Origin of the sequence: Bradyrhizobium ivorense (genome assembly GCF_900696085.1) — a bacterium.
Classification (GTDB): Bacteria; Pseudomonadota; Alphaproteobacteria; order Rhizobiales; family Xanthobacteraceae; genus Bradyrhizobium; species Bradyrhizobium ivorense.
On record NZ_CAADFC020000027.1, the window covers coordinates 46045 to 69310 of the forward strand.

At 64.6% G+C, this 23266-nt stretch carries 29 protein-coding genes; 26 read left to right on the top strand and 3 right to left on the bottom strand.

Going from position 1 to position 23266, the window contains the following annotated elements; translation table 11 throughout:
* The first annotated feature begins 12 nt into the window (after window positions 1-12).
* The 18 genes from rplN to CI41S_RS31075 all read left to right on the top strand — a co-directional run bounded on the left by rplN (window position 13) and on the right by CI41S_RS31075 (window position 11575).
* On the top strand, window positions 13-381 hold the full coding sequence (gene rplN / locus CI41S_RS30990) for a 50S ribosomal protein L14 (protein WP_011473865.1): 369 nt from the start codon (window positions 13-15) through the stop codon (window positions 379-381).
* Window positions 381-695, top strand: a complete 315-nt coding sequence (gene rplX / locus CI41S_RS30995; protein ID WP_139862947.1) for a 50S ribosomal protein L24 — start codon at window positions 381-383, stop codon at window positions 693-695. The genes rplN and rplX overlap by 1 nt, the downstream gene beginning before the upstream one ends.
* Entirely contained in the window at window positions 688-1245 is a 558-nt protein-coding gene (gene rplE, locus CI41S_RS31000; RefSeq protein WP_139862948.1) for a 50S ribosomal protein L5, read from the top strand. Before rplX ends, rplE begins: the two co-directional genes overlap by 8 nt.
* A 46-nt stretch (window positions 1246-1291) precedes the next feature.
* The gene (gene rpsN / locus CI41S_RS31005; RefSeq protein ID WP_016843757.1) at window positions 1292-1597 is read left to right on the top strand and encodes a 30S ribosomal protein S14; all 306 of its coding nucleotides are present in this window, start codon (window positions 1292-1294) and stop codon (window positions 1595-1597) included.
* Window positions 1598-1609: 12 nt separating this feature from the next.
* On the top strand, window positions 1610-2008 hold the full coding sequence (gene rpsH, locus CI41S_RS31010; RefSeq protein ID WP_139484357.1) for a 30S ribosomal protein S8: 399 nt from the start codon (window positions 1610-1612) through the stop codon (window positions 2006-2008).
* Between the two features lie 14 nt (window positions 2009-2022).
* Window positions 2023-2556: a 50S ribosomal protein L6 gene (gene rplF / locus CI41S_RS31015; protein WP_139484358.1), complete on the top strand. Its 534-nt coding sequence runs from the start codon at window positions 2023-2025 to the stop codon at window positions 2554-2556.
* Between the two features lie 11 nt (window positions 2557-2567).
* On the top strand, window positions 2568-2927 hold the full coding sequence (gene rplR, locus CI41S_RS31020; protein WP_139484359.1) for a 50S ribosomal protein L18: 360 nt from the start codon (window positions 2568-2570) through the stop codon (window positions 2925-2927).
* Window positions 2928-2985: 58 nt separating this feature from the next.
* Window positions 2986-3561, top strand: coding sequence for a 30S ribosomal protein S5 (gene rpsE / locus CI41S_RS31025; protein ID WP_139862949.1), 576 nt, complete (start codon window positions 2986-2988; stop codon window positions 3559-3561).
* A 27-nt stretch (window positions 3562-3588) separates the two neighbouring features.
* Window positions 3589-3780, top strand: coding sequence for a 50S ribosomal protein L30 (rpmD, locus tag CI41S_RS31030; protein WP_024578582.1), 192 nt, complete (start codon window positions 3589-3591; stop codon window positions 3778-3780).
* A gap of 22 nt (window positions 3781-3802) precedes the next feature.
* The gene (gene rplO, locus CI41S_RS31035) at window positions 3803-4288 is read left to right on the top strand and encodes a 50S ribosomal protein L15 (protein ID WP_139484360.1); all 486 of its coding nucleotides are present in this window, start codon (window positions 3803-3805) and stop codon (window positions 4286-4288) included.
* Between the two features lie 149 nt (window positions 4289-4437).
* Window positions 4438-5769: a preprotein translocase subunit SecY gene (gene secY / locus CI41S_RS31040; RefSeq protein ID WP_139484361.1), complete on the top strand. Its 1332-nt coding sequence runs from the start codon at window positions 4438-4440 to the stop codon at window positions 5767-5769.
* A 16-nt stretch (window positions 5770-5785) separates the two neighbouring features.
* A complete protein-coding gene (locus CI41S_RS31045; protein WP_139862950.1) occupies window positions 5786-6985 on the top strand; it encodes a preprotein translocase subunit SecY in 1200 nt (399 codons plus the stop codon).
* Complete coding sequence (locus tag CI41S_RS31050; RefSeq protein WP_139862951.1) at window positions 6982-7860, top strand: adenylate kinase; 879 nt, start codon at window positions 6982-6984, stop codon at window positions 7858-7860. Before CI41S_RS31045 ends, CI41S_RS31050 begins: the two co-directional genes overlap by 4 nt.
* 191 nt (window positions 7861-8051) lie before the next feature.
* Window positions 8052-8420 (top strand): 30S ribosomal protein S13, encoded by a 369-nt coding sequence (rpsM, locus tag CI41S_RS31055; RefSeq protein ID WP_139862952.1) that lies wholly within the window; start codon window positions 8052-8054, stop codon window positions 8418-8420.
* Window positions 8421-8534: 114 nt separating this feature from the next.
* Window positions 8535-8924, top strand: coding sequence for a 30S ribosomal protein S11 (rpsK, locus tag CI41S_RS31060; RefSeq protein WP_006021048.1), 390 nt, complete (start codon window positions 8535-8537; stop codon window positions 8922-8924).
* Window positions 8925-9043: 119 nt separating this feature from the next.
* Window positions 9044-10072: a DNA-directed RNA polymerase subunit alpha gene (locus CI41S_RS31065; RefSeq protein ID WP_172626979.1), complete on the top strand. Its 1029-nt coding sequence runs from the start codon at window positions 9044-9046 to the stop codon at window positions 10070-10072.
* Between the two features lie 142 nt (window positions 10073-10214).
* Window positions 10215-10631, top strand: a complete 417-nt coding sequence (rplQ, locus tag CI41S_RS31070; protein WP_139862953.1) for a 50S ribosomal protein L17 — start codon at window positions 10215-10217, stop codon at window positions 10629-10631.
* A 149-nt stretch (window positions 10632-10780) separates the two neighbouring features.
* A complete protein-coding gene (locus tag CI41S_RS31075; RefSeq protein WP_139862954.1) occupies window positions 10781-11575 on the top strand; it encodes an SDR family NAD(P)-dependent oxidoreductase in 795 nt (264 codons plus the stop codon).
* A 196-nt stretch (window positions 11576-11771) separates the two neighbouring features.
* On the opposite strand, the gene CI41S_RS31080 is transcribed toward CI41S_RS31075, so the two are convergent.
* Window positions 11772-12785, bottom strand: coding sequence for a zinc-binding alcohol dehydrogenase family protein (locus CI41S_RS31080; RefSeq protein ID WP_139862955.1), 1014 nt, complete (start codon window positions 12783-12785; stop codon window positions 11772-11774).
* A gap of 152 nt (window positions 12786-12937) precedes the next feature.
* Between CI41S_RS31080 and CI41S_RS31085 the strand changes: the two genes are divergently transcribed.
* A complete protein-coding gene (locus CI41S_RS31085) occupies window positions 12938-13315 on the top strand; it encodes a winged helix-turn-helix transcriptional regulator (protein WP_139862956.1) in 378 nt (125 codons plus the stop codon).
* A gap of 75 nt (window positions 13316-13390) precedes the next feature.
* Here CI41S_RS31085 and CI41S_RS31090 read toward each other — a convergent pair whose 3' ends face one another.
* Window positions 13391-14989: an OprO/OprP family phosphate-selective porin gene (locus CI41S_RS31090; RefSeq protein WP_139862957.1), complete on the bottom strand. Its 1599-nt coding sequence runs from the start codon at window positions 14987-14989 to the stop codon at window positions 13391-13393.
* A 289-nt stretch (window positions 14990-15278) separates the two neighbouring features.
* On the opposite strand from CI41S_RS31090, the gene CI41S_RS31095 reads away from it, so the two are divergent.
* Genes CI41S_RS31095 through CI41S_RS31105 form a run of 3 tightly spaced genes read left to right on the top strand, consistent with a single transcriptional unit; the run spans window position 15279 to window position 18774 of the window.
* On the top strand, window positions 15279-16703 hold the full coding sequence (locus tag CI41S_RS31095; protein ID WP_139862958.1) for a DegQ family serine endoprotease: 1425 nt from the start codon (window positions 15279-15281) through the stop codon (window positions 16701-16703).
* Window positions 16704-16710: 7 nt separating this feature from the next.
* Window positions 16711-18045 carry a replication-associated recombination protein A gene (locus CI41S_RS31100; RefSeq protein ID WP_139862959.1) on the top strand — a complete coding sequence of 445 codons (1335 nt, stop codon included), beginning with the start codon at window positions 16711-16713 and terminating at the stop codon, window positions 18043-18045.
* Window positions 18046-18096: 51 nt separating this feature from the next.
* Window positions 18097-18774 (top strand): hypothetical protein, encoded by a 678-nt coding sequence (locus CI41S_RS31105; protein WP_139862960.1) that lies wholly within the window; start codon window positions 18097-18099, stop codon window positions 18772-18774.
* An 8-nt stretch (window positions 18775-18782) separates the two neighbouring features.
* Here CI41S_RS31105 and CI41S_RS31110 read toward each other — a convergent pair whose 3' ends face one another.
* Window positions 18783-19724 (bottom strand): alpha/beta hydrolase, encoded by a 942-nt coding sequence (locus CI41S_RS31110; protein ID WP_139862961.1) that lies wholly within the window; start codon window positions 19722-19724, stop codon window positions 18783-18785.
* Window positions 19725-19880: 156 nt separating this feature from the next.
* Here CI41S_RS31110 and CI41S_RS31115 point away from each other — a divergent pair, with 156 nt between their 5' ends.
* The 4 genes from CI41S_RS31115 to CI41S_RS31130 all read left to right on the top strand — a co-directional run bounded on the left by CI41S_RS31115 (window position 19881) and on the right by CI41S_RS31130 (window position 23218).
* Window positions 19881-20198 (top strand): HigA family addiction module antitoxin, encoded by a 318-nt coding sequence (locus CI41S_RS31115; RefSeq protein ID WP_139484376.1) that lies wholly within the window; start codon window positions 19881-19883, stop codon window positions 20196-20198.
* On the top strand, window positions 20195-21442 hold the full coding sequence (locus CI41S_RS31120) for an RluA family pseudouridine synthase (RefSeq protein WP_139862962.1): 1248 nt from the start codon (window positions 20195-20197) through the stop codon (window positions 21440-21442). Before CI41S_RS31115 ends, CI41S_RS31120 begins: the two co-directional genes overlap by 4 nt.
* A gap of 167 nt (window positions 21443-21609) precedes the next feature.
* Window positions 21610-22818 (top strand): amidohydrolase family protein, encoded by a 1209-nt coding sequence (locus CI41S_RS31125; RefSeq protein ID WP_139862963.1) that lies wholly within the window; start codon window positions 21610-21612, stop codon window positions 22816-22818.
* Between the two features lie 91 nt (window positions 22819-22909).
* Window positions 22910-23218: a hypothetical protein gene (locus CI41S_RS31130; RefSeq protein ID WP_139862964.1), complete on the top strand. Its 309-nt coding sequence runs from the start codon at window positions 22910-22912 to the stop codon at window positions 23216-23218.
* Window positions 23219-23266: the final 48 nt, after the last annotated feature.

Sequence of the window (23266 nt, forward strand, 5' to 3'; positions counted from 1 at the left end):
CGAGGTGCATCAATGATTCAGATGCAGACCAACCTCGACGTGGCCGATAATTCTGGCGCACGCCGTGTCATGTGCATCAAGGTGCTTGGAGGCTCCAAGCGCCGCTATGCCACCGTGGGCGACGTTATCGTTGTGTCGATCAAGGAAGCCATTCCGCGTGGCAAGGTGAAGAAGGGCGACGTGATGAAGGCCGTCGTGGTCCGGGTCCGCAAGGACATCCGCCGCGCCGACGGTTCGGTCATCCGCTTCGACCGCAACGCCGCCGTGCTGATCAACAACCAGTCGGAGCCGGTCGGCACCCGTATCTTCGGGCCGGTGCCGCGCGAGCTTCGCGCCAAGAACCACATGAAGATCATTTCGCTCGCGCCGGAGGTGCTGTGATGGCTGCCAAGATCCGCAAGGGCGACAAGGTCGTCGTGCTGACCGGCCGCGACAAGGGCCGCACCGGCGAGGTGTTCGAGGTGCGTCCGGACGAGAACAAGGCTCTCGTCCGCGGCATCAACATGGTGAAGCGTCACCAGAAGCAGACCCAGAACCAGGAAGGCGGCATCATCTCCAAGGAGGCGCCGATCGACCTGTCCAACGTTGCGTATGTCGGCAAGGACGGCAAGCCGACCCGCATCGGGTTCAAGATTCTAGCCGATGGCAAGAAGGTTCGTGTTGCCAAGAGCTCGGGAGCAGAGATCGATGGCTGAGACCGTTTACGTGCCGCGCCTGCGCGCGGAGTATGACAAGAAGATCCGCGGCATGATGACCGAGAAGTTCGGCTATGCCAACGTGATGCAGGTTCCGCGCCTGGACAAGGTCGTGCTCAACATGGGCGTCGGCGATTCCGTCAACGACCGCAAGAAGGCCGAGACTGCCGCTGCGGAGCTGAGTCAGATCGCCGGCCAGAAGGCGATCGTGACCTATTCGCGGATCGCGATCGCGACCTTCAAGCTGCGTGAGAACCAGCCGATCGGCTGCAAGGTCACGCTGCGCAAGGCCCATATGTACGAGTTCATCGACCGCCTGGTGAACGTGGCGCTGCCCCGCGTCCGCGACTTCCGCGGCCTGAACCCGAAGAGCTTCGACGGCCGCGGCAACTATTCGCTCGGCATCAAGGAGCACATCATTTTCCCCGAGATCGACTTCGACAAGGTCTCGGAAGCGCGTGGCATGGACATCACGGTGTGCACCACCGCCAAGACCGACGACGAGGCGCGTGCCTTGTTGACCGCTTTCAATTTCCCGTTCCGGCAGTGAGTAGCTGACAAAAAGCCACTCAAACGCGGATACCCAGGAGCCAAGCATGGCAAAGAAGAGTTCAGTCGAGAAGAACAACCGGCGCAAGCGGATGGCGAAGAACGCCGGCCCGCGCCGCGAGAAGCTGAAGGCGATCATCGCCGACAAGACCAAGCCGATGGAAGAGCGCTTCGCGGCGACGCTGAAGCTCGCCGAGATGCCGCGCAACTCATCGCCGACGCGCATCCGCAACCGTTGCGAGCTGACCGGGCGTCCGCGCTCGAACTATCGCAAGAACAAGCTCTCGCGCATCGCGCTGCGTGAACTCGGCTCCAAGGGCCTGGTTCCCGGGCTCGTGAAGTCGAGCTGGTAAGGAGGGCGGACCATGTCTACGCACGATCCGATCTCCGATCTCATCACCCGCATCCGCAACGCGCAGATGCGCTCGAAGTCCAAGGTCTCGAGCCCCGGCTCGAAGATGCGCGCCAACGTGCTCGAGGTGCTGAAGTCCGAGGGCTACATCCGCGGCTACGCCAGCGTCGAGCATGCCTCGGGCCGCAGCGAGCTCGAGATCGAGCTGAAGTATTTCGACGGCGAGCCCGTCATCCGCGAGATCGAGCGGGTGTCGAAGCCCGGCCGCCGGGTTTACGCCTCGGTGAAGAACCTGCCGCGCGTGAACAACGGTCTCGGCATTTCGGTGTTGTCGACGCCGAAGGGAATCATGGCTGACCACGAGGCGCGCGAGGCGAACGTGGGCGGCGAAGTTCTCTTCACGGTGTTCTGAGGAAGGAATTTGCGATGTCACGTATCGGCAAGCGGCCGGTGACGATCCCGTCGGGTGTGACGGCGACCGTGGAAGGCCAGACGGTGAAGATGAAGGGGCCGAAGGGCCAGCTTCAGTTCGTCGTGCATAACGACGTCGAGGTGAAGTTCGAGAACGGTCAGGTCAAGGTCGCCCCGCGCGTCAAGACCAACCGCGCGCAGGCGCTGTACGGCACCGCGCGCGCCCAGGTCGCCAACCTGGTCGAAGGCGTCACCAAGGGTTTTGAGAAGAAGCTCGAGATCACCGGCGTCGGCTACCGCGCCGCGATGCAGGGCAAGAACCTGCAGCTCGCGCTCGGCTACAGCCACGACGTGATCTACGCGATCCCGGAAGGCATCACCATCGCGGTGCCGAAGCCGACCGAGATCACGATCACCGGCAACGACCCGCAGCGCGTCGGCCAGGTCGCGGCCGAGATCCGCGCCTACCGTCCGCCGGAGCCCTACAAGGGCAAGGGCGTGAAGTACGCCAACGAATTCATCTTCCGCAAGGAAGGCAAGAAGAAGTAACGGAGCCGGTCATGTCACTCAAGGTTACGAATGCCCGGCGCAAGCAGCGCGTGCGCCTTGCGCTTCGCCGCTCGGCAGGCGGCCGTCCGCGGCTGTCGGTGTTCCGCTCGTCCAAGCACATCTACGCCCAGGTCATCGACGACCAGAAGGGCGAGACGTTGGCTTCGGCCTCGTCGCTGGAGAAGTCGATGCGCGAGGCCGGCAAGACCGGCGCCGACATCGATGCGGCCAAGGCGGTCGGCAAGCTGCTCGCCGAGCGCGCGGCGCAGAAGGGCGTCAAGGAAGTCGTGTTCGATCGCGGCGCCTACATCTATCACGGGCGCGTCAAGGCGCTGGCGGATGCGGCGCGCGAAGGCGGGCTCAGCTTCTAAACCGAATTGAACGATTACGAGGAAAGAGGCATCGGCCTCCTAGAGATTGGAAAACACCATGGCAGGTGAACGCGAACGCGGCGGACGCGAACGGAGCAGGGAGCGCGAGGAGCGCGACAGCGAGTTCGTCGACAAGCTCGTCCACATCAATCGCGTGGCGAAGGTCGTCAAGGGCGGCAAGCGCTTCGGCTTTGCGGCGCTGGTCGTGATCGGCGATCAGAAGGGCCGGGTCGGGTTCGGCCACGGCAAGGCGCGCGAAGTGCCGGAGGCGATCCGCAAGGCGACCGAGTCGGCGAAGCGAAATCTGACCCGCGTCGCGCTGCGCGAAGGCCGCACGCTGCATCACGACATCGCCGGCCGTCACGGCGCCGGCCGCGTCTATCTGCGCGCCGCTCCGGCCGGTACCGGCATCATCGCCGGCGGCCCGATGCGCGCGGTGTTCGAGACGCTCGGCATCCAGGACGTGGTGGCGAAGTCGATCGGCTCGTCGAACCCCTACAACATGGTTCGCGCCACCTTCGACGCGCTGAAGCATCAGGACTCGCCGCGCTCAGTGGCGGCGCGCCGCAACATCAAGGTCTCCACCCTGCAGTCGCGCCGCGTCGGCGGCGACGCCGAAGCGGTGGCGGAATAACCCGCGCGATATTTGGAGTCATAAGTCATGGCCAAGGCCAGCAAGACGATCAAGGTCGAGCAGACCGGCAGCGCAATCCGCCGCCATCACTCGCAGCGTTCGACGCTGATCGGCCTCAAGCTCAACAAGATCGGCCGGGTTGCCGAGCTGCAGGACACCCCTGAAGTTCGCGGCATGATCAGCAAGGTCCAGCATCTCGTCCGCGTCGTCGGCGAGTAAGCAAGAGATAAGGAGAAGGGCGATGAAGCTCAGCGATATCGCCGACAACGCCGGCTCGCGCAAGAAGCGCATGCGGGTCGGCCGTGGCATCGGTTCCGGCAAGGGCAAGACCTCGGGCCGCGGCGGCAAGGGCCAGACCGCGCGTTCCGGCGTCCGCATCAAGGGTTTCGAAGGCGGCCAGATGCCGATGCATCGCCGCCTGCCGAAGCGCGGCTTCAACAACATCTTCCGGCTCGACTTCGCCGAGATCAATCTCGACCGGCTGCAGGACGCGATCGACAACAAGCTGGTCGACGTCTCGGAGACCGTGAACGCGGAATCGCTGGTCAAGGCCGGCGTGCTGCGCCGCGCCAAGGACGGCGTGCGGCTGCTCGGCCGTGGCGAGATCAAGGCCAAGCTGACCATCGAGGTGCACGGCGCCTCCAAGTCGGCCATTGCCGCGGTCGAAAAGGCCGGCGGCTCGGTCAAGATCCTGGCCCCCGCCAAGACCGAAGGCGAGGCGGCGTAACATCTGCGTCATTGCCTACGTACCTCGTAGGCAATCCGCAGCTCGAATGATGGACTTATCGAGGCCAAACACCAGATAATGTCCGGTGTCTGCCGGTCGCCCCTGGGATGGGGGAGCGCCGGCGAGGGGGCTCCGGGAGAAAGCCGAACATGGTCTCAGCAGCCGAACAACTTGCCGCAAATCTCAATTTCGGAGCGCTGGCCAAGGCCGACGAGCTGAAGAAGCGCATCTGGTTCACCCTGGGTGCGCTGCTTGTTTATCGGCTCGGCACCTACATCCCGCTGCCCGGTATCGATCCCAACATCTGGGAGCAGGTGTTCCGCAGCCAGTCCGGCGGCATCCTCGGCATGTTCAACATGTTCGCCGGCGGTGGCATCCACCGCATGGCGATCTTCGCGCTGAACATCATGCCGTACATCTCGGCGTCGATCATCGTTCAGCTGCTCACCACCGTGTCGCCGCAGCTCGAGGCGCTGAAGAAGGAAGGCGAGGCGGGCCGCAAGACGCTGAACCAGTACACGCGCTATCTGACAGTGATCCTGGCCGCGTTCCAGTCCTACGGCATCGCGATCGGCCTCGAAGGCGCCGGCAACGTCGTCAGCGACCCCGGCATGTTCTTCCGCCTGTCGACCACGATCACGCTGACCGGCGGCACCATGTTCCTGATGTGGCTCGGCGAGCAGATCACCTCGCGCGGCATCGGCAACGGCATTTCGCTGATCATCCTGTCCGGCATCGTCGCCGAGCTGCCGGCGGCGCTCGCCAACATGCTGGAACTCGGCCGCCAGGGTGCGATGTCGACCGGCCTGATCCTGATCGTCATCGTGATGGCGGTCGCCGTGATCGCCTTCATCGTGTTCATGGAGCGCGCCCAGCGCCGGCTCTTGATCCAGTATCCGAAGCGCCAGGTCGGCAACAAGATGTTCGAGGGCCAGTCCTCGCATCTGCCGCTCAAGCTCAACACCTCGGGCGTGATCCCGCCGATCTTCGCCTCGTCGCTGCTGCTGCTGCCGACCACGGTCGCGAACTTCAACGCCGGCAAGGGCCCGGAGTGGTTCCAGTGGATCACCACCCAGCTCAGCCACGGCCGGCCGCTGTTCCTGTTCATGTACCTCGCGCTGATCGTGTTCTTCGCGTTCTTCTACACCGCGATCGTGTTCAACCCGACCGAGACCGCGGACAATCTGAAGAAGCACGGCGGCTTCATTCCGGGCATCCGGCCCGGCGAGCGCACCGCCGAATATATCGATTACGTGCTGTCGCGCATCACGGTGGTCGGCGCGATCTATCTGGCGATCGTCTGTCTGATTCCCGAAATCCTGATCTCCTACGCCTCGGTGCCGTTCTACTTCGGCGGCACCTCGCTCTTGATCGTCGTCAGCGTGACGATGGATACGGTGGCGCAGGTCCAGGGCTATCTCCTGGCCCATCAATATGAGGGCCTGATCCGCAAGTCTAAACTGCGCGGACGCCGCCGCTGATGGGCACTGCCGGCAAATGAGCGAACTGGCGCGCCGCATCGCAATCACGATCGGCGCGCTGCTCATTTACAGGCTCGGCTGCTTCATCCCCATCGCGGGTCTGTCGCCGCAGGCTGGTCTGCTTCAGCCGAATGCGGCTGCTCGCCTCTCGATCTTCTCGCTTGTCATCTTCCCCTACCTCAGCGCAGCGATCATCATTCAGCTCTTCTCGGTGGTGTGGGGCAGGTTGAGCGCGCTCGAACGATCCGGCGAGGCAGGCCGTCGCAGAATCGCACGCTATACGTTGAGCCTGACGCTGCTGTTTGCCGCATTCCAGGCCTTCGGCATCGCGTCCACCTTGCAGAGCATGCGCGGCCTCGTTGCCGAACCCTCCGCCTGGTTTCTGGTCTCCACCACCGCGACACTGGTTGGTGGTGTGTTCTTCCTGGTGTGGCTCAGTGAGCTGATCACCCGTCACGGGATCGGCAATGGCCTCGCGCTCATTTTGAGCGTGGGCATCGTCGCTGCGTTCCCCGCCGAGGTTGCCACGACCATCGAGCTTCTGAGGCAGGGTGCCGTCTCCGGCAATCTCGTGCTGTTCAATGCCATCCTCTCGGTTGCGGTCGTGGCGATGATCGTCCTCGTCGAATCGGCGCGGCGGAACGTGCCGGTGCAGTACGTCGCGCGCCAGGTCGGAAAGCGGGTGTTTGCCCCACGCGCCTCTGTGCTGCCGATCAAGCTCAACAGCGCCGGCTTCCTGATCCCGGTGACTGTGGCGCCTTGGATATTCAATCTGCCGCTGGCGCTCGCGACCTTGGTGTTCGGACAGACGCCGTGGCTGGCCGCGGCTTACGCGCACCTGACGTACGGAAAACCGCTCAACATCGTCCTCATATCCATCGCGGTCTTTCTGCTCGCCTTCATCTATGCGGCTCGCGTGCTGGATCCCGAGCACGCCGCCGCAGCCCTGCAGAAGCTGGGCGGCACGATACCGGACGTCGCGCCGGGCGATGCGACCGCCGACCATCTCGACCGCATCGCGTCGTTGACGACCGTCGTCGGAGCCGTCTACCTCGTCGCGGTGTTGCTGATTCCGGCGGCCCTGTTGGCAAGCGGGACGGTGCTACCCTATAACTTCGCTGGTGGTTCGGTGCTGATTGTGGTTTGCACTAATCTTGATCTGAAAAAGCAGGTGCGCGAGCTATCGCGCATCAATCGTGGGGGCGAACGCATATGAGACTTATCCTGCTCGGTCCGCCGGGCTCGGGCAAGGGGACCCAGGCGCAGCGGCTGGTCCATAAGCATGGCATCGTGCAGCTTTCGACCGGCGAGATGCTGCGTGCGGCGGTTGCCGCCGGCACGCCGGTTGGGCTGCAGGCCAAGGAGATCATGGCCAATGGCGGCCTGGTTCCCGACGAGGTTGTGGTGGGGATCATCGCCGACCGCATCGAGCAGCCCGATGCCAAGAAGGGCTTCATTCTCGACGGCTTCCCGCGCACTGTCCCGCAGGCCGAAGCCCTCGACGATCTGCTCAAGAGGAAGCACCTCAAGCTCGACGCGGTGGTCGAACTGCGCGTCAACGAGAGCGCGTTGCTCGAGCGGGTCGAGAAGCGCGCCGAGGAGACCCGGGCGCGGGGCGAGGAGGTCCGCCTCGACGACACGCCGGAAGTGCTGACCAAGCGCCTGGCGCAGTACCGCTCGATGACCGAGCCGCTGATTCACTATTATTCGGAGCGGCGGAAGCTTTTGACCGTCGATGGCATGATGACCATCGAGCACGTCACCCGCGAGATCAACCGGATCCTGGCCGCGATCGGGGCGCTGGAACCGAAGGGGCACGAGGAACCCGCCAAGGCGGCTAACAAGGCGGCCAAGAGGCCCGCCAAAAAGACTGCCAAGGCCGCGAAGAAGGCAGCCAAAGGCGCCAAAAAGGCTGCCAAGGGCGCCAAAAAGGCCACCAAACCGGCTCCGAAGGCCGCCAAGGGGGCTGGCAGGGGCGCTTCCAAGGCCAGGACCGCCAGGAGCACCGCCCGCGGCGTCAGTGCCCGGAAGGGGGCAAAGGCCGCCAAAAAGCCTGCAAAAAAGGTCACAAAAAAGCGCGCTAAGCGCTAGGAGCGGTTGACGAAACCGACATGAATCCTTTAATAAGCCCCGCATCCAAGTCGGATAGTTTTATGACGATGCCGGGCCCCGAAGGACATGAGGGGAAGGGCGTCGTGTTCGCGTTTGTGGACACACTGCCCGCAACAGCAAGAACTTGAGAAGCCCGTATCCGTGATGGATCGGCGACAGGAGAGAAGTCCGTGGCCCGTATTGCCGGCGTCAACATTCCTACCAACAAGCGCGTCCTGATCGCGCTTCAGTACATCCATGGCATCGGCCAGAAGAACGCGGCCGACATCATGGAGAAGGTCAAGATCCCGGTGGATCGTCGCGTCAGCCAGCTGACCGACCAGGAGGTCCTGCAGATCCGCGAAGTCATCGACCGCGACTATCTGGTCGAGGGCGACCTCCGTCGCGAGGTCGGCATCAACATCAAGCGGCTGATGGACCTCGGCTGCTATCGCGGCCTGCGTCATCGCCGCGGTCTGCCGGTGCGCGGCCAGCGCACCCACACCAATGCGCGCACGCGCAAGGGGCCGGCCAAGGCGATCGCCGGCAAGAAGAAGTAAGTTTTGCGAATTGCAGGTGGGGGGTAGCGAAGCAATCTTCGCTACTCGCCATTTGCGTTTTGAGGTGTAGCCGCTGGCACTACGGCGGCGTTGAGATCACAGGAAAGGTTTGAAATGGGCAAGGAAGCCACCCGCGTACGCCGCCGCGAACGCAAGAACATCGCCTCCGGCATCGCGCACGTGAATTCGTCGTTCAACAACACGACCATCACCATCACCGACGCGCAGGGCAACACCATCGCCTGGTCGTCGGCCGGCACGATGGGCTTCAAGGGCTCGCGCAAGTCGACCCCCTATGCCGCGCAGGTTGCGGCTGAAGACGTCTCCAAGAAGGCGCAGGAGCACGGCATGCGCACGCTGGAGGTCGAAGTGGCCGGCCCCGGTTCGGGCCGTGAGTCGGCGCTCCGTGCGCTGCAGGCTGCGGGCTTCACCGTCACCTCGATCCGCGACGTGACCACCATCCCGCACAATGGTTGCCGTCCGCGCAAGCGCCGGCGCGTCTGATCTCTCGTCGCGGGCGGCCCGGCCGCTCGCGATTCGTTTTTGGAATTACCGCGCGGACTGTTCCGCGATCTCCAACGCCAGGTACGGCCATTCGATTGGGCCGATCGACCGGCACATGGGTGAAAACAGTGACGATCCAGAAAAATTGGCAAGAGCTCATTCGACCGAACAAGCTGCAGGTGACGCCCGGCTCGGACGCGACCCGCTTCGCCACCGTCGTCGCCGAGCCGCTCGAGCGTGGTTTCGGCCAGACGCTCGGCAACGCGCTGCGCCGCATCCTTTTGTCTTCGCTGCAGGGTGCCGCGGTGCAGTCGGTGCACATCGACGGCGTGCTGCACGAGTTCTCCTCGATTGCCGGCGTTCGTGAGGACGTCACCGACATCGTCCTCAACATCAAGGACATCTCGATCAAGATGCAGGGCGAAGGCCCGAAGCGCATGGTCGTGAAGAAGCAGGGCCCGGGCGCCGTCACCGCCGGCGACATCCAGACCGTCGGCGACATCACCGTGCTCAATCCTGACCTGCAGCTCTGCACGCTGGACGACGGCGCCGAGATCCGCATGGAGTTCACGGTCACCACCGGCAAGGGCTACGTCGCCGCCGAGCGCAACCGTCCCGAGGACGCGCCGATCGGCCTGATCCCGGTCGACAGCCTGTTCTCGCCGGTCCGCAAGGTCTCCTACAAGGTCGAGAACACCCGCGAGGGCCAGATCCTCGACTACGACAAGCTGACCATGACGATCGAGACCAACGGCGCGATCACGCCGGATGACGCGGTGGCCTATGCCGCGCGCATCCTGCAGGATCAGCTCAACGTGTTCGTCAACTTCGAAGAGCCGCGCAAGGAAGTCACCCAGGAGATCATCCCCGATCTCGCGTTCAACCCGGCCTTCCTCAAGAAGGTCGACGAGCTCGAGCTGTCGGTGCGTTCGGCAAACTGTCTGAAGAACGACAACATCGTCTACATCGGCGACCTCGTGCAGAAGTCGGAAGCGGAAATGCTCCGCACCCCGAACTTCGGCCGCAAGTCGCTGAACGAGATCAAGGAAGTGCTGGCGCAGATGGGTCTGCATCTCGGCATGGAAGTGCCGGGCTGGCCGCCGGAGAACATCGACGAGCTCGCCAAGCGCTTCGAGGATCACTACTGAGCGAATAGGGAGTAGCGAATAGCGAGTGGAAGACCATTCGCTATTCACCATTCGCTACTCGCTACTTTGGGCGAACGCAGGAAGCCCACCTGAGAAACTTGTCGCTGAACCACCGCGACAGAATTGAAGAAGGAATAAGTCAATGCGTCACGGCAAGGTTCATCGCAAGCTCAACCGCACCGCCGAGCACCGGCGTGCGATGTTCGCCAACATGTCGGCGGCCCTGATCAAGCACGAGCAGATCGTCACCACGCTGCCGAAGGCCAAGGAGCTGCGGCCGATCGTCGAGAAGCTCGTCACCCTCGGCAAGAAGGGCGGCCTGGCGTTGCGCCGCCAGGCGATCTCGGAGCTGCGCGACGTCGACCAGGTCAAGAAGCTGTTCGACGTGCTGGCGCCCCGTTACAAGGACCGCCAGGGCGGCTACACCCGCATCATCAAGGCCGGCTTCCGCTACGGCGACAACGCGGCGATGGCCGTGATCGAGTTCGTCGACCGCGACGTCGACGCCAAGGGCCAGGACTCCGGTCCGACCCAGGAAACGGAAGCCGAGGCGGCGTAAGCGGTCCCGGGCCCGAGGGTCTCAAGATGGTTTCGAAAACGGCGCCCCCAGGGGCGCCGTTTTTGTTTGCGCATATGCCGCGCCTGCGCCGGGTTGCGCTGACCCGATCTCGCACAGATATCTCCCGCAGCATTCACAGGAGACCTCCCATGAAGATCGACCTTTCCGGAAAAACTGCGCTGGTGACCGGCTCGACCGCGGGCATCGGCAAGGCCATCGCCAGGGGCCTTGCGGCGACAGGGGCGGAGGTCGTCGTCAACGGCCGCGGCCAGGCCAAGGTCGACGCCACGATCGCCGAGATCGCCAGGGAGGTGCCGGGCGCAACGGTTCGCGGCATTGCCGCTGACGTCTCCACCGCCGCCGGCTGCAAGGCGCTGCTCGCCGCGGTGCCTGATGTCGACATCCTGGTCAACAACGCCGGCATCTTCGAGCCAAAGCCGTTCTTCGAGATTCCCGACGAAGACTGGAGCCGCTTCTTCGACATCAACGTGATGTCGGGCGTGCGGCTGTCGCGCGGCTACATGCAGGGCATGTTGAAGCGCAACTGGGGACGCATCGTCTTCATCTCCTCAGAATCCGGCCTCAACATCCCGACCGAGATGATTCAGTACGGCATGACCAAGACCGCGCAGCTCGCGATCTCGCGCGGGCTCGCGGAGCTGACCCGCGGCACCGCCGTGACCGTCAACTCGGTGCTGCCCGGGCCGACGATGTCGGAGGGCGTCGAGACCTTCGTCAAGGATCTGGCGAAGCAGAACGGCCAGTCTGTCGAGGAGGCCGCATCCAACTTCGTCAAGCAGCACCGGCCGAGCTCGATCCTGCAGCGCTTCGCCAGAACCGAGGAGATCGCCAACATGGTGGTCTATGTCTGCTCGAAGCAGGCGTCGGCGACCAACGGCGCGGCGCTGCGCGCCGAAGGCGGCATCGTCAATACGATCGCGTGAGGGTGCCGCGATGTCAGCCTAACGTGCTGTACTCGCGACACCCGGCGTACCAATCACCACCCGTCATTGCGAGGAGCGAAGCGACGAAGCAATCCATACCTGCCCGTGCAGAAAATGGATTGCTTCGCGGAGCCTGTCATCCGGCGGCGCTTCGCGCCGACCGGGTGGCTCGCAACGATGGTGATTGGGGGAGGGCCTACCAGCCCTCCAGAACGATCTTGCCGCGCGACTTGCCGCTTTCGAGCAGCGCATGCGCGCGCTTGAGGTTGGCGGCATTGATGGTGCCGAAGGTCTGGTCGAGCGTGGTGCGCAGCACGCCCTTGTCGAGGAGATCGGCGACGTCGTTGAGCAGATGATGCTGCGCGATCATGTCCGGCGTCTGGAACGACGAGCGCGTGAACATCGATTCCCAGTGCACCGACACCGCCTTGCCCTTGAAGGCGGCGACGTTGAACTCCGGCGGATCGTCGATCAGACCGAACTTGCCCTGCGGCGCGATGAAGTCGGCGATGCTCTTGTAGTGCTGGTCGGTGTAGGTGAGGCTGGCGACGAGGCCGACCGGCGGCAGCTTCAACTTGTCGATCTGCTCCTTCATCGGCTTGCCGTGATCGATCACGGCGTGCGCGCCGAGATCGCGGCACCATTTCTGCGACTCCGGCCGCGTCGCGGTTGCGACCACGGTGAGCCCGGTGAGGCGGCGCGCGAGCTGGATCAGGATCGAGCCGACGCCGCCGGCGCCGCCGATGATCAAGAGCGTGCGCGGATCGAGGCTCTTGCCCGGCACCGCGCCGAGCCGGTCGAACAGCAACTCCCAGGCGGTGATCGAGGTCAGCGGCAGGGCGGCGGCCTGCGCGTAGGACAGCGAGGCCGGCTTGTTGCCGACGATGCGCTCGTCGACCAGGTGAAACTGCGAGTTGGTGCCCTGGCGCTGGATCGAGCCGGCATAGAACACCTCGTCGCCCGGCTTGAAGAGGGAGACATCGGGACCGACGGCGTCAACCACGCCGGCCGCGTCAAAACCGAGGATCTTGTATTCGCCCTCGGCGGGTGCCGCGCGCTTGCGGACCTTGTAGTCGACCGGGTTGACCGAGATGGCCTTGACCGCGACCCTGATGTCGCGGCCTTTCGGCTCCGGCTTTGCGATCTCGAAATCGACGAGCGAATCAGCCGCCTCGATGGGCAGCGATTTCTGATATCCGACGGCCTTCATGCCTGGTCTCCATGGCTGACGCGATTGCCTGCCGCTCTACCTGTCGCGCTGGCTTCCATTTGGCAAGTACTGTAAATTTGGGGAACTAGTCCCCGTTTGTATACTATTGGGAAAATCCCGGGAAAAACTTCAGGAAAACCTCAGGAAATCTCATGAAGCGGCAGAATTTTTCGCGCCGGCCGGGCTGCGCGGTCGAGACCGCGCTCGACCTGATCGACGGCAAATGGAAGGGCGTGATCCTGTATCACCTGCAGGCCGGCACCCAGCGCTTCGGCGAATTGCGCCGGCGGATGCCCAGCGTCACCCAGCGGATGCTGACCAAGCAGCTGCGCGCGCTCGAGCAGGACGGTCTCGTGATCCGCAAGGTCTATGCCGAGGTGCCGCCGCGGGTCGAATACACGCTGTCCGAGCTCGGTGAGAGCCTGCGTCCGGTGATCGATATTTTGAAAGCCTGGGGCGAGGGCCATCAGGAGCGGCTGTCCGGCGCGCCGGCACCCCACCTCGTGAAGAAGCCGAAGCGCGCGGCCTGATCGGTCGGCAGAAGAACGGCCGGGAGCTGGGCGCAGCTTCCGGCCGTCGGTTTTGTTACGCCTGATCAGATCGCGTCAGAACGCAACCTGGGTGCGCAGCGCCACCGCGTCGAACTTCGAGCCGACATCCGCGCTCGAGATCGCCGAGGCCTGCTTGGAGATGTCGCCATGCAGGTAGTCCAGCATGAAGCGGACGTTGTTGTTGACGTACCAGTTCAGCGCCGCGGTATAAACGGTCTGCCGTCCGCCCGCGATGCCGGTCGCCTGCGCGATCTGATCGTTGAGGTTCATCTGGCTCACCCGCCCGGCGATTTCCCAGGCACCCCAGCCGCCGCTGGCGAGCGAGAACGGATCCCTCGGCTTGATGCCGCTGTAGGAGGCCGTCGACGAGTTGTAGGCATGGTTCTCACCGGTCAGCACGTAGCCGACCTGCGCATAACCGCCGTCGAACTTCAGGCTCGGCGCGCCGAACGGCGGCAGGCCGGTATTCGCAGAACGGTCGATGTTGAACCAGTAGTACTCACCCTGTGCGATGAACGGACCGTAGGTCGCCGCGGCCTCGACGCCGTAGACCTGCGCGCCGGAGACGTTGGCGATCGCACCGGTCGAGATCAGCGTGGTCGGATCGATGCGCAGCTCGGGCCGATCGCTGAGCGTGAGCGTCTGTGCCTGGGTCAGCTGGTTGCGCGGCGGCTGGATCAGCCATTCTGCATCGGCGCCGATATGCACCGAGTAATCCTTGCCGTTGATCGGGTTGCCGGCGATGCGGACGACGCTGCCATACTGCTCGGACGAGCCCGCCGGGGTGACGCTGGAGGCGGAGTGGATCTGGCCCGTGGTCGGTCCGGTGACGTAGCCGCCGATCCAGAGCTGGTCGTTCCACCAGCGGGTGCCGACGGCCGAACGGAAGTCACCGGCCGCGATGTTCTGCGCGATGATGCCGGCCGATGCGCGCTCCATGAACAGGATGTCGTTGGAGCTGGTCGACTCGTCCATCGTCCACAGCACGTCCATGATGCCGCCTTCGATCGCCATCTTGCCGCCGAACGGTTTCAAGCCGGTGTAGCTCAGATAGGCGTTCTCGATGCCCGAGGTGCCGCCGCCCGGCAGCGATCCCGGCGCTGCGCCGCCAAAACCGTCGGAGGAGCCGCCGAAGTCGTAGATCAGCGAGTAGTTCCAGTCGCCGAAGAATTTGCCGACGACGCCGATGCGCGCACGGCGAACGTTCTCGCCGCTGTCGAGCTTCTGCGGCACGGTGCCGGCGGTGTTCGGACGATAGTCGTAACCGCCGACGTCCCAATGCACGCGGCTGGTGATGGCGACGCAGTTCTGCTCGTCAGCGGTACAGATCGTCGGCCGGTTGTTCGGCAGCGTCACCACGACGCCGGACGGCGCGACCGGGCCCTTGACCGGGATCGCGGCATTGGCGGTCGCGACTCGCGCGGCCTTGGCGTCCGCGGCCTTCGCATTGGCGTTGGCGCTTGCCGCGGTCGCGGTGTTGGCGTTGGTCTGCTTTTGCAACTTGTCGAGCTTCTGCTCGAGCAGCTTCAGCTGCTGCTTCAGCAGCGCGATCTCTGCATCGCTGCCGCCACCGGCCGATTGCGAATGTGCCGGCGAAGCGGCGAGCGCTCCCGCCAATCCGATGGCGATTGCGCCTAGTCTTGTTGCACCCATTGTGCACCCCTGTGTGTTTGAAGTCCCCGCTCACTGAATTCGAGTCCTAGATTTTGATCGTGACTGACACACGACAGCATAACCCGGGATTTCAGTTCCGCTTGTTGTACGCGGGCAACAAGCGGAGCTGCTTCGTGAGATGACAAGCATCATAGAAGCCACGCGGCGCGTCAACGCGGCCACGGCGGTTTTTGCACCGGTGTGGCCGGGGGGCCAGCTAACCGGTCAGGCACCCTTCAATTGCCGCGCGAACGCGCCTATATTCCGGCGTTTTCCGCGAGAGGTGAGAATGCTCCGACCCGTCCGCTTTGCTGCCCTATCCGTTCTGTCCGTGCTGGTTTTGGCAGGGAATCTTTGCCAGGCGCAGGCCCAGGACCGAACCCAGGACCGCCGGGTGCCGTCCTCGCAGGCGGAGCTCAGGCTGTCCTACGCGCCGATCGTGCAGCGCGTGCAGCCGGCGGTTGTCAACGTCTATGCCGCCAAGACCGTCCAGAACCGCAATCCGCTGCTCGACGATCCGATCTTCCGCCGCTTCTTCGGCGTGCCGGGACAGCAGCCGGAGCAGATGCAGCGCTCGCTCGGCTCCGGCGTGATGGTCGATTCGACCGGACTTGTGGTCACAAACAATCACGTGATCGAGGGCGCCGACCAGGTGAAGGTCTCGCTCGCCGACAAGCGGGAATACGAGGCCGAGATCGTCTTGAAGGACAGCCGCACCGACCTCGCCGTGCTCAGGCTGAAGAACACCAACAAGGAGAAGTTCACGACCCTCGACTTTGCCAATTCCGACGAGCTTCTGGTCGGCGACGTCGTGCTCGCGATCGGTAACCCGTTCGGCGTCGGCCAGACCGTCACCCACGGCATCGTCTCGGCCTTGGCGCGCACTCAAGTCGGAATCACGGATTATCAATTCTTCATTCAGACCGACGCCGCGATCAATCCGGGCAATTCCGGCGGTGCGCTGGTCGACATGACCGGGCGGCTTGCCGGCATCAACACCGCGATCTTCTCGCGCTCCGGCGGTTCGCAGGGCATCGGCTTTGCGATTCCCGCCAACATGGTGCGGGTGGTGGTGGCCTCGGCCAAGAGCGGCGGCAAGGCGGTGAAGCGGCCATGGCTCGGCGCGCGGCTGCAGGCGGTGACGCCCGAGATCGCCGAGACGCTCGGACTGAAGCTGCCGACCGGCGCACTGGTCGCCAACGTCGCGCCGAACAGCCCGGCGGCGAAGGCTGGGCTGAAACTGTCCGACCTGATCGTTTCGATCGACGGCCAGACCATCGACGACCCCAACGCGTTCGACTACCGCTTCGCCACCCGTCCGCTCGGCGGCACCGCCGATATCGAGGTGCAGCGCAGCGGCAAGCCGGTCAAGCTCGCGGTGCCGCTGGAGACCGCGCCCGACACCAACCGCGACGAGATCGTGCTGACCGCGCGCTCGCCGTTCCAGGGCGCCAAGGTCGCCAACATCTCGCCGGCGCTGGCCGACGAGCTGCATCTCGATGCCGGCGCCGAGGGCGTCGTGGTGACTGATCTCGCCGATGACGGCACCGCGGCCAATGTCGGCTTCCAGAAGGGCGACATCATCCTTGCGGTCAACAACCAGAAGATCGCGCGGACCGGCGACCTCGAGAAGGCCTCGAAGACGGGCACGCGGATCTGGCGAATCACCCTGGTGCGCGGCGGCCAGCAGATCAACGTGACGCTCGGCGGATGAGTCCCAGGTGAGCGCAAAGCAGCCGCGAGAAGCCAGTAACCTCTTTGCTGCGGCAGGGATGGAGCAGGACGCGCCGCATCCGCTGCCGGATCGCTTGCGTCCGCGGTCGCTTGCCGATGTCGTCGGCCAGGATCACATCCTCGGCCCCGACGGCGCGCTGACCCGCATGCTGGAGACGCGCACGCTGGGCTCGCTGGTGTTTTGGGGACCGCCCGGTACCGGCAAGACCACCGTGGCGCGGCTGCTCGCCGATGCCACCGAGCTGCACTTCGAGCAGATCTCGGCGGTGTTCTCCGGCGTCGCCGATCTGAAGAAGGCGTTCGATGCCGCGCGCGCCCGCCGCGAGACCGGCAAGGGCACGCTGCTGTTCGTCGACGAGGTGCACAGATTCAATCGCGCGCAGCAGGACTCCTTTCTGCCGGTGATGGAGGACGGCACCGTGGTGCTGGTCGGCGCCACCACCGAGAACCCGTCGTTCGAGCTCAACGCGGCGCTGCTGTCGCGCGCCCGCGTGCTGGTGTTCCATTCGCTGGATGCTGCCGCGATCGAGAAATTGTTCACCAATGCCGAGAAGATCGAGGGCAAGGCGCTGCCGCTCGACGCCGAGGCGCGCGCGGTGCTGGTGCGGATGGCCGATGGCGACGGCCGCGCCTCGCTGACCTTGGCCGAGGAGGTTTGGCGCGCCGCGCGCAAGGGCGAGGTGTTCAATGCCGCGCAGTTGCAGGACATCCTGCAACGCCGCGCGCCGATCTACGACAAGTCGGCGGACGGCCATTACAATCTGATCTCGGCGCTGCATAAATCGGTGCGCGGCTCCGATCCGGATGCGGCGCTGTATTATTTGGCGCGGATGTTCGATGCCGGCGAGGACCCGCTATTCCTGGCGCGGCGCGTGGTGCGCATGGCGGTGGAGGATATCGGGCTGGCCGATCCGCAGGCGCTGGTGATCTGCAACGCCGCCAAGGATGCCTATGATTTCCTCGGCTCGCCCGAGGGCGAGCTCGCGATCGCGCAGGCCGTGATCTACCTCGCCACCGCGCCGAAATCGAATGCCGCCTACACCGCGTTTGGCGCGGCGATGGCCGCCGCCAAGCAGGGCGGCTCGCTGCTGCCGCCGAAGCATATTTTGAACTCGCCGACCAAGCTGATGAAGTCGGAGGGCTACGGCTCCGGCTATCGGTACGATCACGACATGCCCGACGCGTTCTCCGGCCAGGACTACTTCCCGGAAGCGCTGGGCCGCCAGACCTTCTACGATCCGCCCGACCGAGGCTTCGAGCGCGAGATCCGCAAGCGGCTGGACTACTGGGCCAAGCTGCGGGCGCAGCGTGGAGGCGGCTGACATCTCCCTGAAATAGCTCTATGCTATTGCGGCAACCTCCGGGGGAATAGCATGGATAACATCTGGCTGACCGCTGCCATTGTCGGAGTACCGCTGCTGGCAGGCCTCGGCTTGATAGCGGCGCTGGTGCGCAGGATCCTCAACAATCCCGACATTCCCAACGGCATCGCCATCGTGCTTGGCGTTGCGGCCTTGCTGTGTGTTGCGCCGACCATTCTCAATCTCGCCATCAAGCTGCCGGGAGGCGGCGAGATCAGCCTGGTCCGCGAGCAGCTGCAGACCCAGAGCCAGCAGATCAAGGCCGACGTCGGCGAGCAGGGGGCCGACGTCAGGAGACAGATCGTGGCACTCCGCCAGCGCGTCGAGGCGCTCGAGAAGGCCACCAAGGTCACCGTGCCAGCGGCCGAGAAGGCGGAGACCGACGCCAACAAGAGCAAGGTCGTCGTCGTGCTGTATGTCGCCGATCGTAAGGACCTTGCCATGCAGATGCAGGATTATCTGCTGCAGAAGGGCTATAGCGCCAACGCGGTCTATACCGACTTCACCGAGCTCGGCGACGCCAATCGCCTGTCGTCGGGCACGGTCGCCTTTGTCTCGGGCGAGAACGACTCCTCGCTGCGCAATGAAGTCGAGAAGGTGCTGCGCGCCAAATTCCCGCAGGTGCAAAAGGTGGTCGATGCCAGCACGCCGAAGCTCGCCAGCACTGCGGTTCAGGTCCGGCTGTTCTGATCGTCGGGCTATTCGACCGACTTCACGAACTCCAGCACCTGATCGGTCAGCCGGGTGTCCGCGGTGTTGATCGCATAGACCTCCGACATGTGGCTGTGCTGCGGCAGCATGAACGCGTGCGCGCAGCCGCTCGGCCGCTTGCAAAGGGCCTGCTTCAGCAGTTCGAACTGCGCGACGAAACGCGGCGGATCGAGCTCGGCCGCGGTGATCAACAGCGGGATCGGGCTTGCGACCAGGCCCTGCAGCGAGGAGCGCTCCGTGTAGCGCGACGGGTCGGAGCCGTAATAGGCGAGCTCGGCATCGCCCGCCGGCGAGGCCGTCAGGTCATAGATCCCCGACACCATGATCGCGCCGGCAATGCCGCCGCCTTTCACCTTGTAGAACTCCGGGTGCGAGACATAGTTCGCGACGTGGATTGCGCCGGCCGACTGGCCCATCAGGAAGATCCGCGCCGGATCGCCGCCACGCGTGGCGATGTTGTCCGCCACCCACTGCACGATCGAGCCCATGTCCTCGGCGCCGGCCGGCCAGGGGAAGGCGGGCGCCAGCCGGTAGGTGGCATTGACGCCGACAAAGCCGTTCTTCACCGCCCACAGCATGATGTTGTCGTAGAACGGGCTGCCGGGATTGCGCTTGTTGCCGGCGACGAAGCCGCCGCCATGAATGTAGATCAGCACCGGCCGCGCCGGCGATGCTGCGTCCGGCGTGAAGACGTCGAGCAGATGGCGATCCGCCGGACCGTATTTGACGTCGCGCGCGACCTTGACGCCGGGATAGGGCTCCTGCTGCTGCAGCGGCGCATAGAGCGCGGCCGTCTTGGGCGGGTCGATGACCCGGCCGAGCTCCAGCAGCTTCCAGGCCAGCTCCTCCGGCATCGGGCTTTGCTGCGCGAGTGCCGGGCCCGCGATCATCGCGGCCAGCGCCGCCAAAGCCGATAGTGCCAGTTTCATTGCAATGCTTCCTTCTGAAGGCCGAACCTAGCCAGTCCGGTGCCAAACCAAATTTGTACTGATTCCTTGATGGTAGCCATGCGATTACTGTTTACGTAAGTCGTAATCTCTGCTCTCTCCACGTTGGTCAAACGGCTTCTGTTTGCGAAAGACACCATGCCTCGTACACCGATCCATCCCGGGGAGCATCTGGCGGAAGAGCTGCGTGAGCTCGGCATCACGGCTGCCGAATTGTCGCGCCAGATCGACGTTCCTGTGAACCGCATTACCGGCATTATTCATGGCCAGCGCGGCATCACAGCCGACACTGCGCTCCGGCTCGGGCACTGGTTTGGTACGGCGCCGCAGTTCTGGATGAATTTGCAGCAGCTCTACGAACTCCGGCTCGCTGAAATCGAGGTGGGTGCACAGATCGCGGCTTTGCCGCGTCGCGCGAGTCGGTCGTCGGCCCGCAAGCTTGGAAAAACCGCATGAGCCGCCGCATCAAGAGAACGACATCGCCGGGCAATCGCGCCAAGGGGCGTGAGAAGGGCCGCGACAAGGCTTCTGGCAAGGCCCGCAGCAAAAGCGCGTCGGAGCATCGCGGCCGTAAGGCGGACGATCGCAAGTCCGGCGACCGCCCGTTCGCGCAACGCGCTCCGGGCAAGCCGCCGCGCTTCGCCGAACCGCGCCGGCAAGAGCGGCCGGAGCCCGCTGCGGCCAAGGTTGCGAGCGAGCTGCCGCTGCCGACCAAGGTGCAGACCGTCGTCGTCACCGCCGACGAGGACAACATGCGAGTCGACCGCTTCCTGGAGGCGCGGTTTCCGGGCCTGTCGTTCTCCCACATCCAGCGCATCGTCCGGAAGGGCGAGCTCCGCGTTAACGGCAAGCGTGCCGATTCCAAGGACCGGCTGGAGGAGGGCCAGAGCGTCCGTATCCCGCCGCTGCGGCTCGATGCGCCGAAGACCGCCGGCGTGCTGTCGGAAGCCGAGACCAGGACGCTGCAGGCGCTGAAGGAGATGACGCTCTACGAGGACGACGACGTGCTGGTGCTGAATAAGCCGGCCGGCCTCGCGGTGCAGGGCGGCTCCGGCATGACGCGCCATGTCGACCAGATGCTGGAGGTGATGCGCGACGCCAAGGGCCAGAAGCCGCGGCTGGTTCACCGCATCGACCGCGAAACCTCGGGTTGCCTCTTGATCGCCAAGACGCGCTTTGCCGCCTCGTACCTGACCGGCGCGTTCCGCCATCGGTCGGCGCGAAAAATCTACTGGGCGCTGGTCGCCGGCGTGCCGAAGCCGAAGCAGGGCCGCATTTCGACCTATCTCGCCAAGGAGGAGAGCGAGGAGGACACCATCATGCGGATCGCGGCGCATGGCGACGAGGGCGCCAGCCACGCCGTGACCTATTACGCCGTGGTCGAGACCTCGGCGACGAAGCTCGCCTGGGTCTCGCTCAAGCCGGTGACCGGCCGCACCCATCAACTGCGCGCCCACATGGCGCATATCAATCACGCCATCGTCGGCGATCCCAAATACTTCAACAAGGAAAACTGGGAGCTGCCCGGCGGCCTGCAGAATCGGCTGCATCTGCTCGCCCGGCGCATCGTGATCCCGCATCCGCGCGGCGGCGTGATCGACGCCACCGCGCCGTTGCCGCCGCACATGCAGCAATCCTGGAATCTGCTCGGGCTCGAGGCCGAGCGGTTCGACCCGATCGAGAACGCGCCGGAGGAGTGATAGGCCGAAGCGTTTCGAGCGAGGCCGATCCCGTTTCACATCAAGAAAACGTGTCGTCGAATGGACGTCGGGCACAGCAACAACGATCAAACGTTGCCGGCTGCTGCGGCTATCGTGCCGCGCGCTCGCCGATCGCCGGCCTGCCGTGATGATCAAAGGGGTTGTCGATGATTTGGCTCCGCACCGCGCTCGTTCTCGGGCTCCTCGGCTCGGCTGTTGCCTCGGCCGATGCCGAAACCGTCGTGCTCCGCGGCGGCAGTCTTTATGCCTCGCCCGATGCCACGGCGCTGCCGGATGCGGTGGTCGTGATGACCGACGGCGTGATCAGCGCGGTCGGCAAATTCGGCGACGTGCAAGTGCCGGCGGATGCGCGCGTGATCGATTGCAGCGGCAAGACCATCGTCGCCGGGTTCTGGAACAGCCACGTGCACTTCACCGAACCCGTCTGGCGCAACGCCGGCACGGCGCCGGCCGCGCCGCTGACGCAGCACATGCAGGAGATGCTGACGCGCTGGGGATTCACCACGGTGTGGGATCTCGGTTCCGACCCCGGTGACTCGCTGCCGCTGCGCCAGCGTATCGCCAAGGGCGAGATCGCGGGTCCCACCATCCTGTTTGCCGGCAACATCTTTCCCAAGGGCGGACATCCCGTCTACATCCCGCGCGAGGTGCAGCTTCCCGAAGTCGCAACGCCCGAGGAGGCGACGAAATGGGCGCGTGACTGGCTCGCGATCGGTGAGGACGGCATCAAGCTGTTCACCGGCGCGTTCATGGGGGACAAGCCGGTCGTGAACATGGACCCGGCGATCGCCAAGGCTGCGGTCGAGGTTGCGCATGCGCAAGGCAAGCCGGTGTTTGCTCATCCGCAGAACAAAGTCGGCGTCGAGACGGTGATTGCATCCGATGTCGACGTGCTCGCTCACACCACGCCCGGCGAGCGCGCCTACACGGACGACCAGCTGGCGCGGTTCAAGGCGCACGGCACAGCGTTGATCCCGACGTTGTCGCTGTTCACCACCGTCGTGCTCGATCCCAATGTGACCAACCGCCTGATTGCGGCAACCGGCAACCAGCTCAAGCAATTCTCGGAGAACGGTGGCACGGTGCTGTTCGGGACCGATGTCGGATTCACCCAGATCTACGACACGACGCAGGAGGTCGAGCTGATGCATCGCGCGCTCTCGGAGCGCCAGGTGCTGGCCTCGCTGACGACCAATCCGGCGACGTTCTTCAAGGCTGCGAAGAAGGGCAGGGTGGAGACGGGGTTCGACGCCGATCTCGTGGTGCTCGACGGCGATCCTGTCAGCGATGTCAGAAATCTCGCCAAGGTAAGCGCCACCATCCGCGCCGGTCATGTGATCTATCAGAAGCGGTGAGAGCCGCTCGCGGAACTCGCAGATCGACGCTGCGTTGACCGGTTTGTGTTAGCGGCTTGAACGGGTGCTGCCGCATCACAAGATATACGCCATGAAGCGAATCTTGATCCTCGGCTGTGCGCTGATCTGGGCCGCGGGCGCGGGCGGCGCCGTTGCGCAAATCATTGGGCCCGGCCACTCGATCTCAGACCCGCCACCGATCCCGCGTCCGCCGCCGCCCAAGGTCGAGGTGCCGCCGATCCCGAAACTGGACGCGCTGCCGACCCAGCGGACGGTTACTACGCCCCGTTCGTCGTTCGGCGACCGCGTGAACCAATGCCTCAATGAGGCTGCCGCGGGCGGGCTGAACCAGGCCGATAGCGCCAGCTATTCGCGCTCCTGCGCTGCCGCGCGGGATTAGAAGCAGGAACAGCTCTTTCCGAAGGGTGCGCGGGACTACTCCCATCAG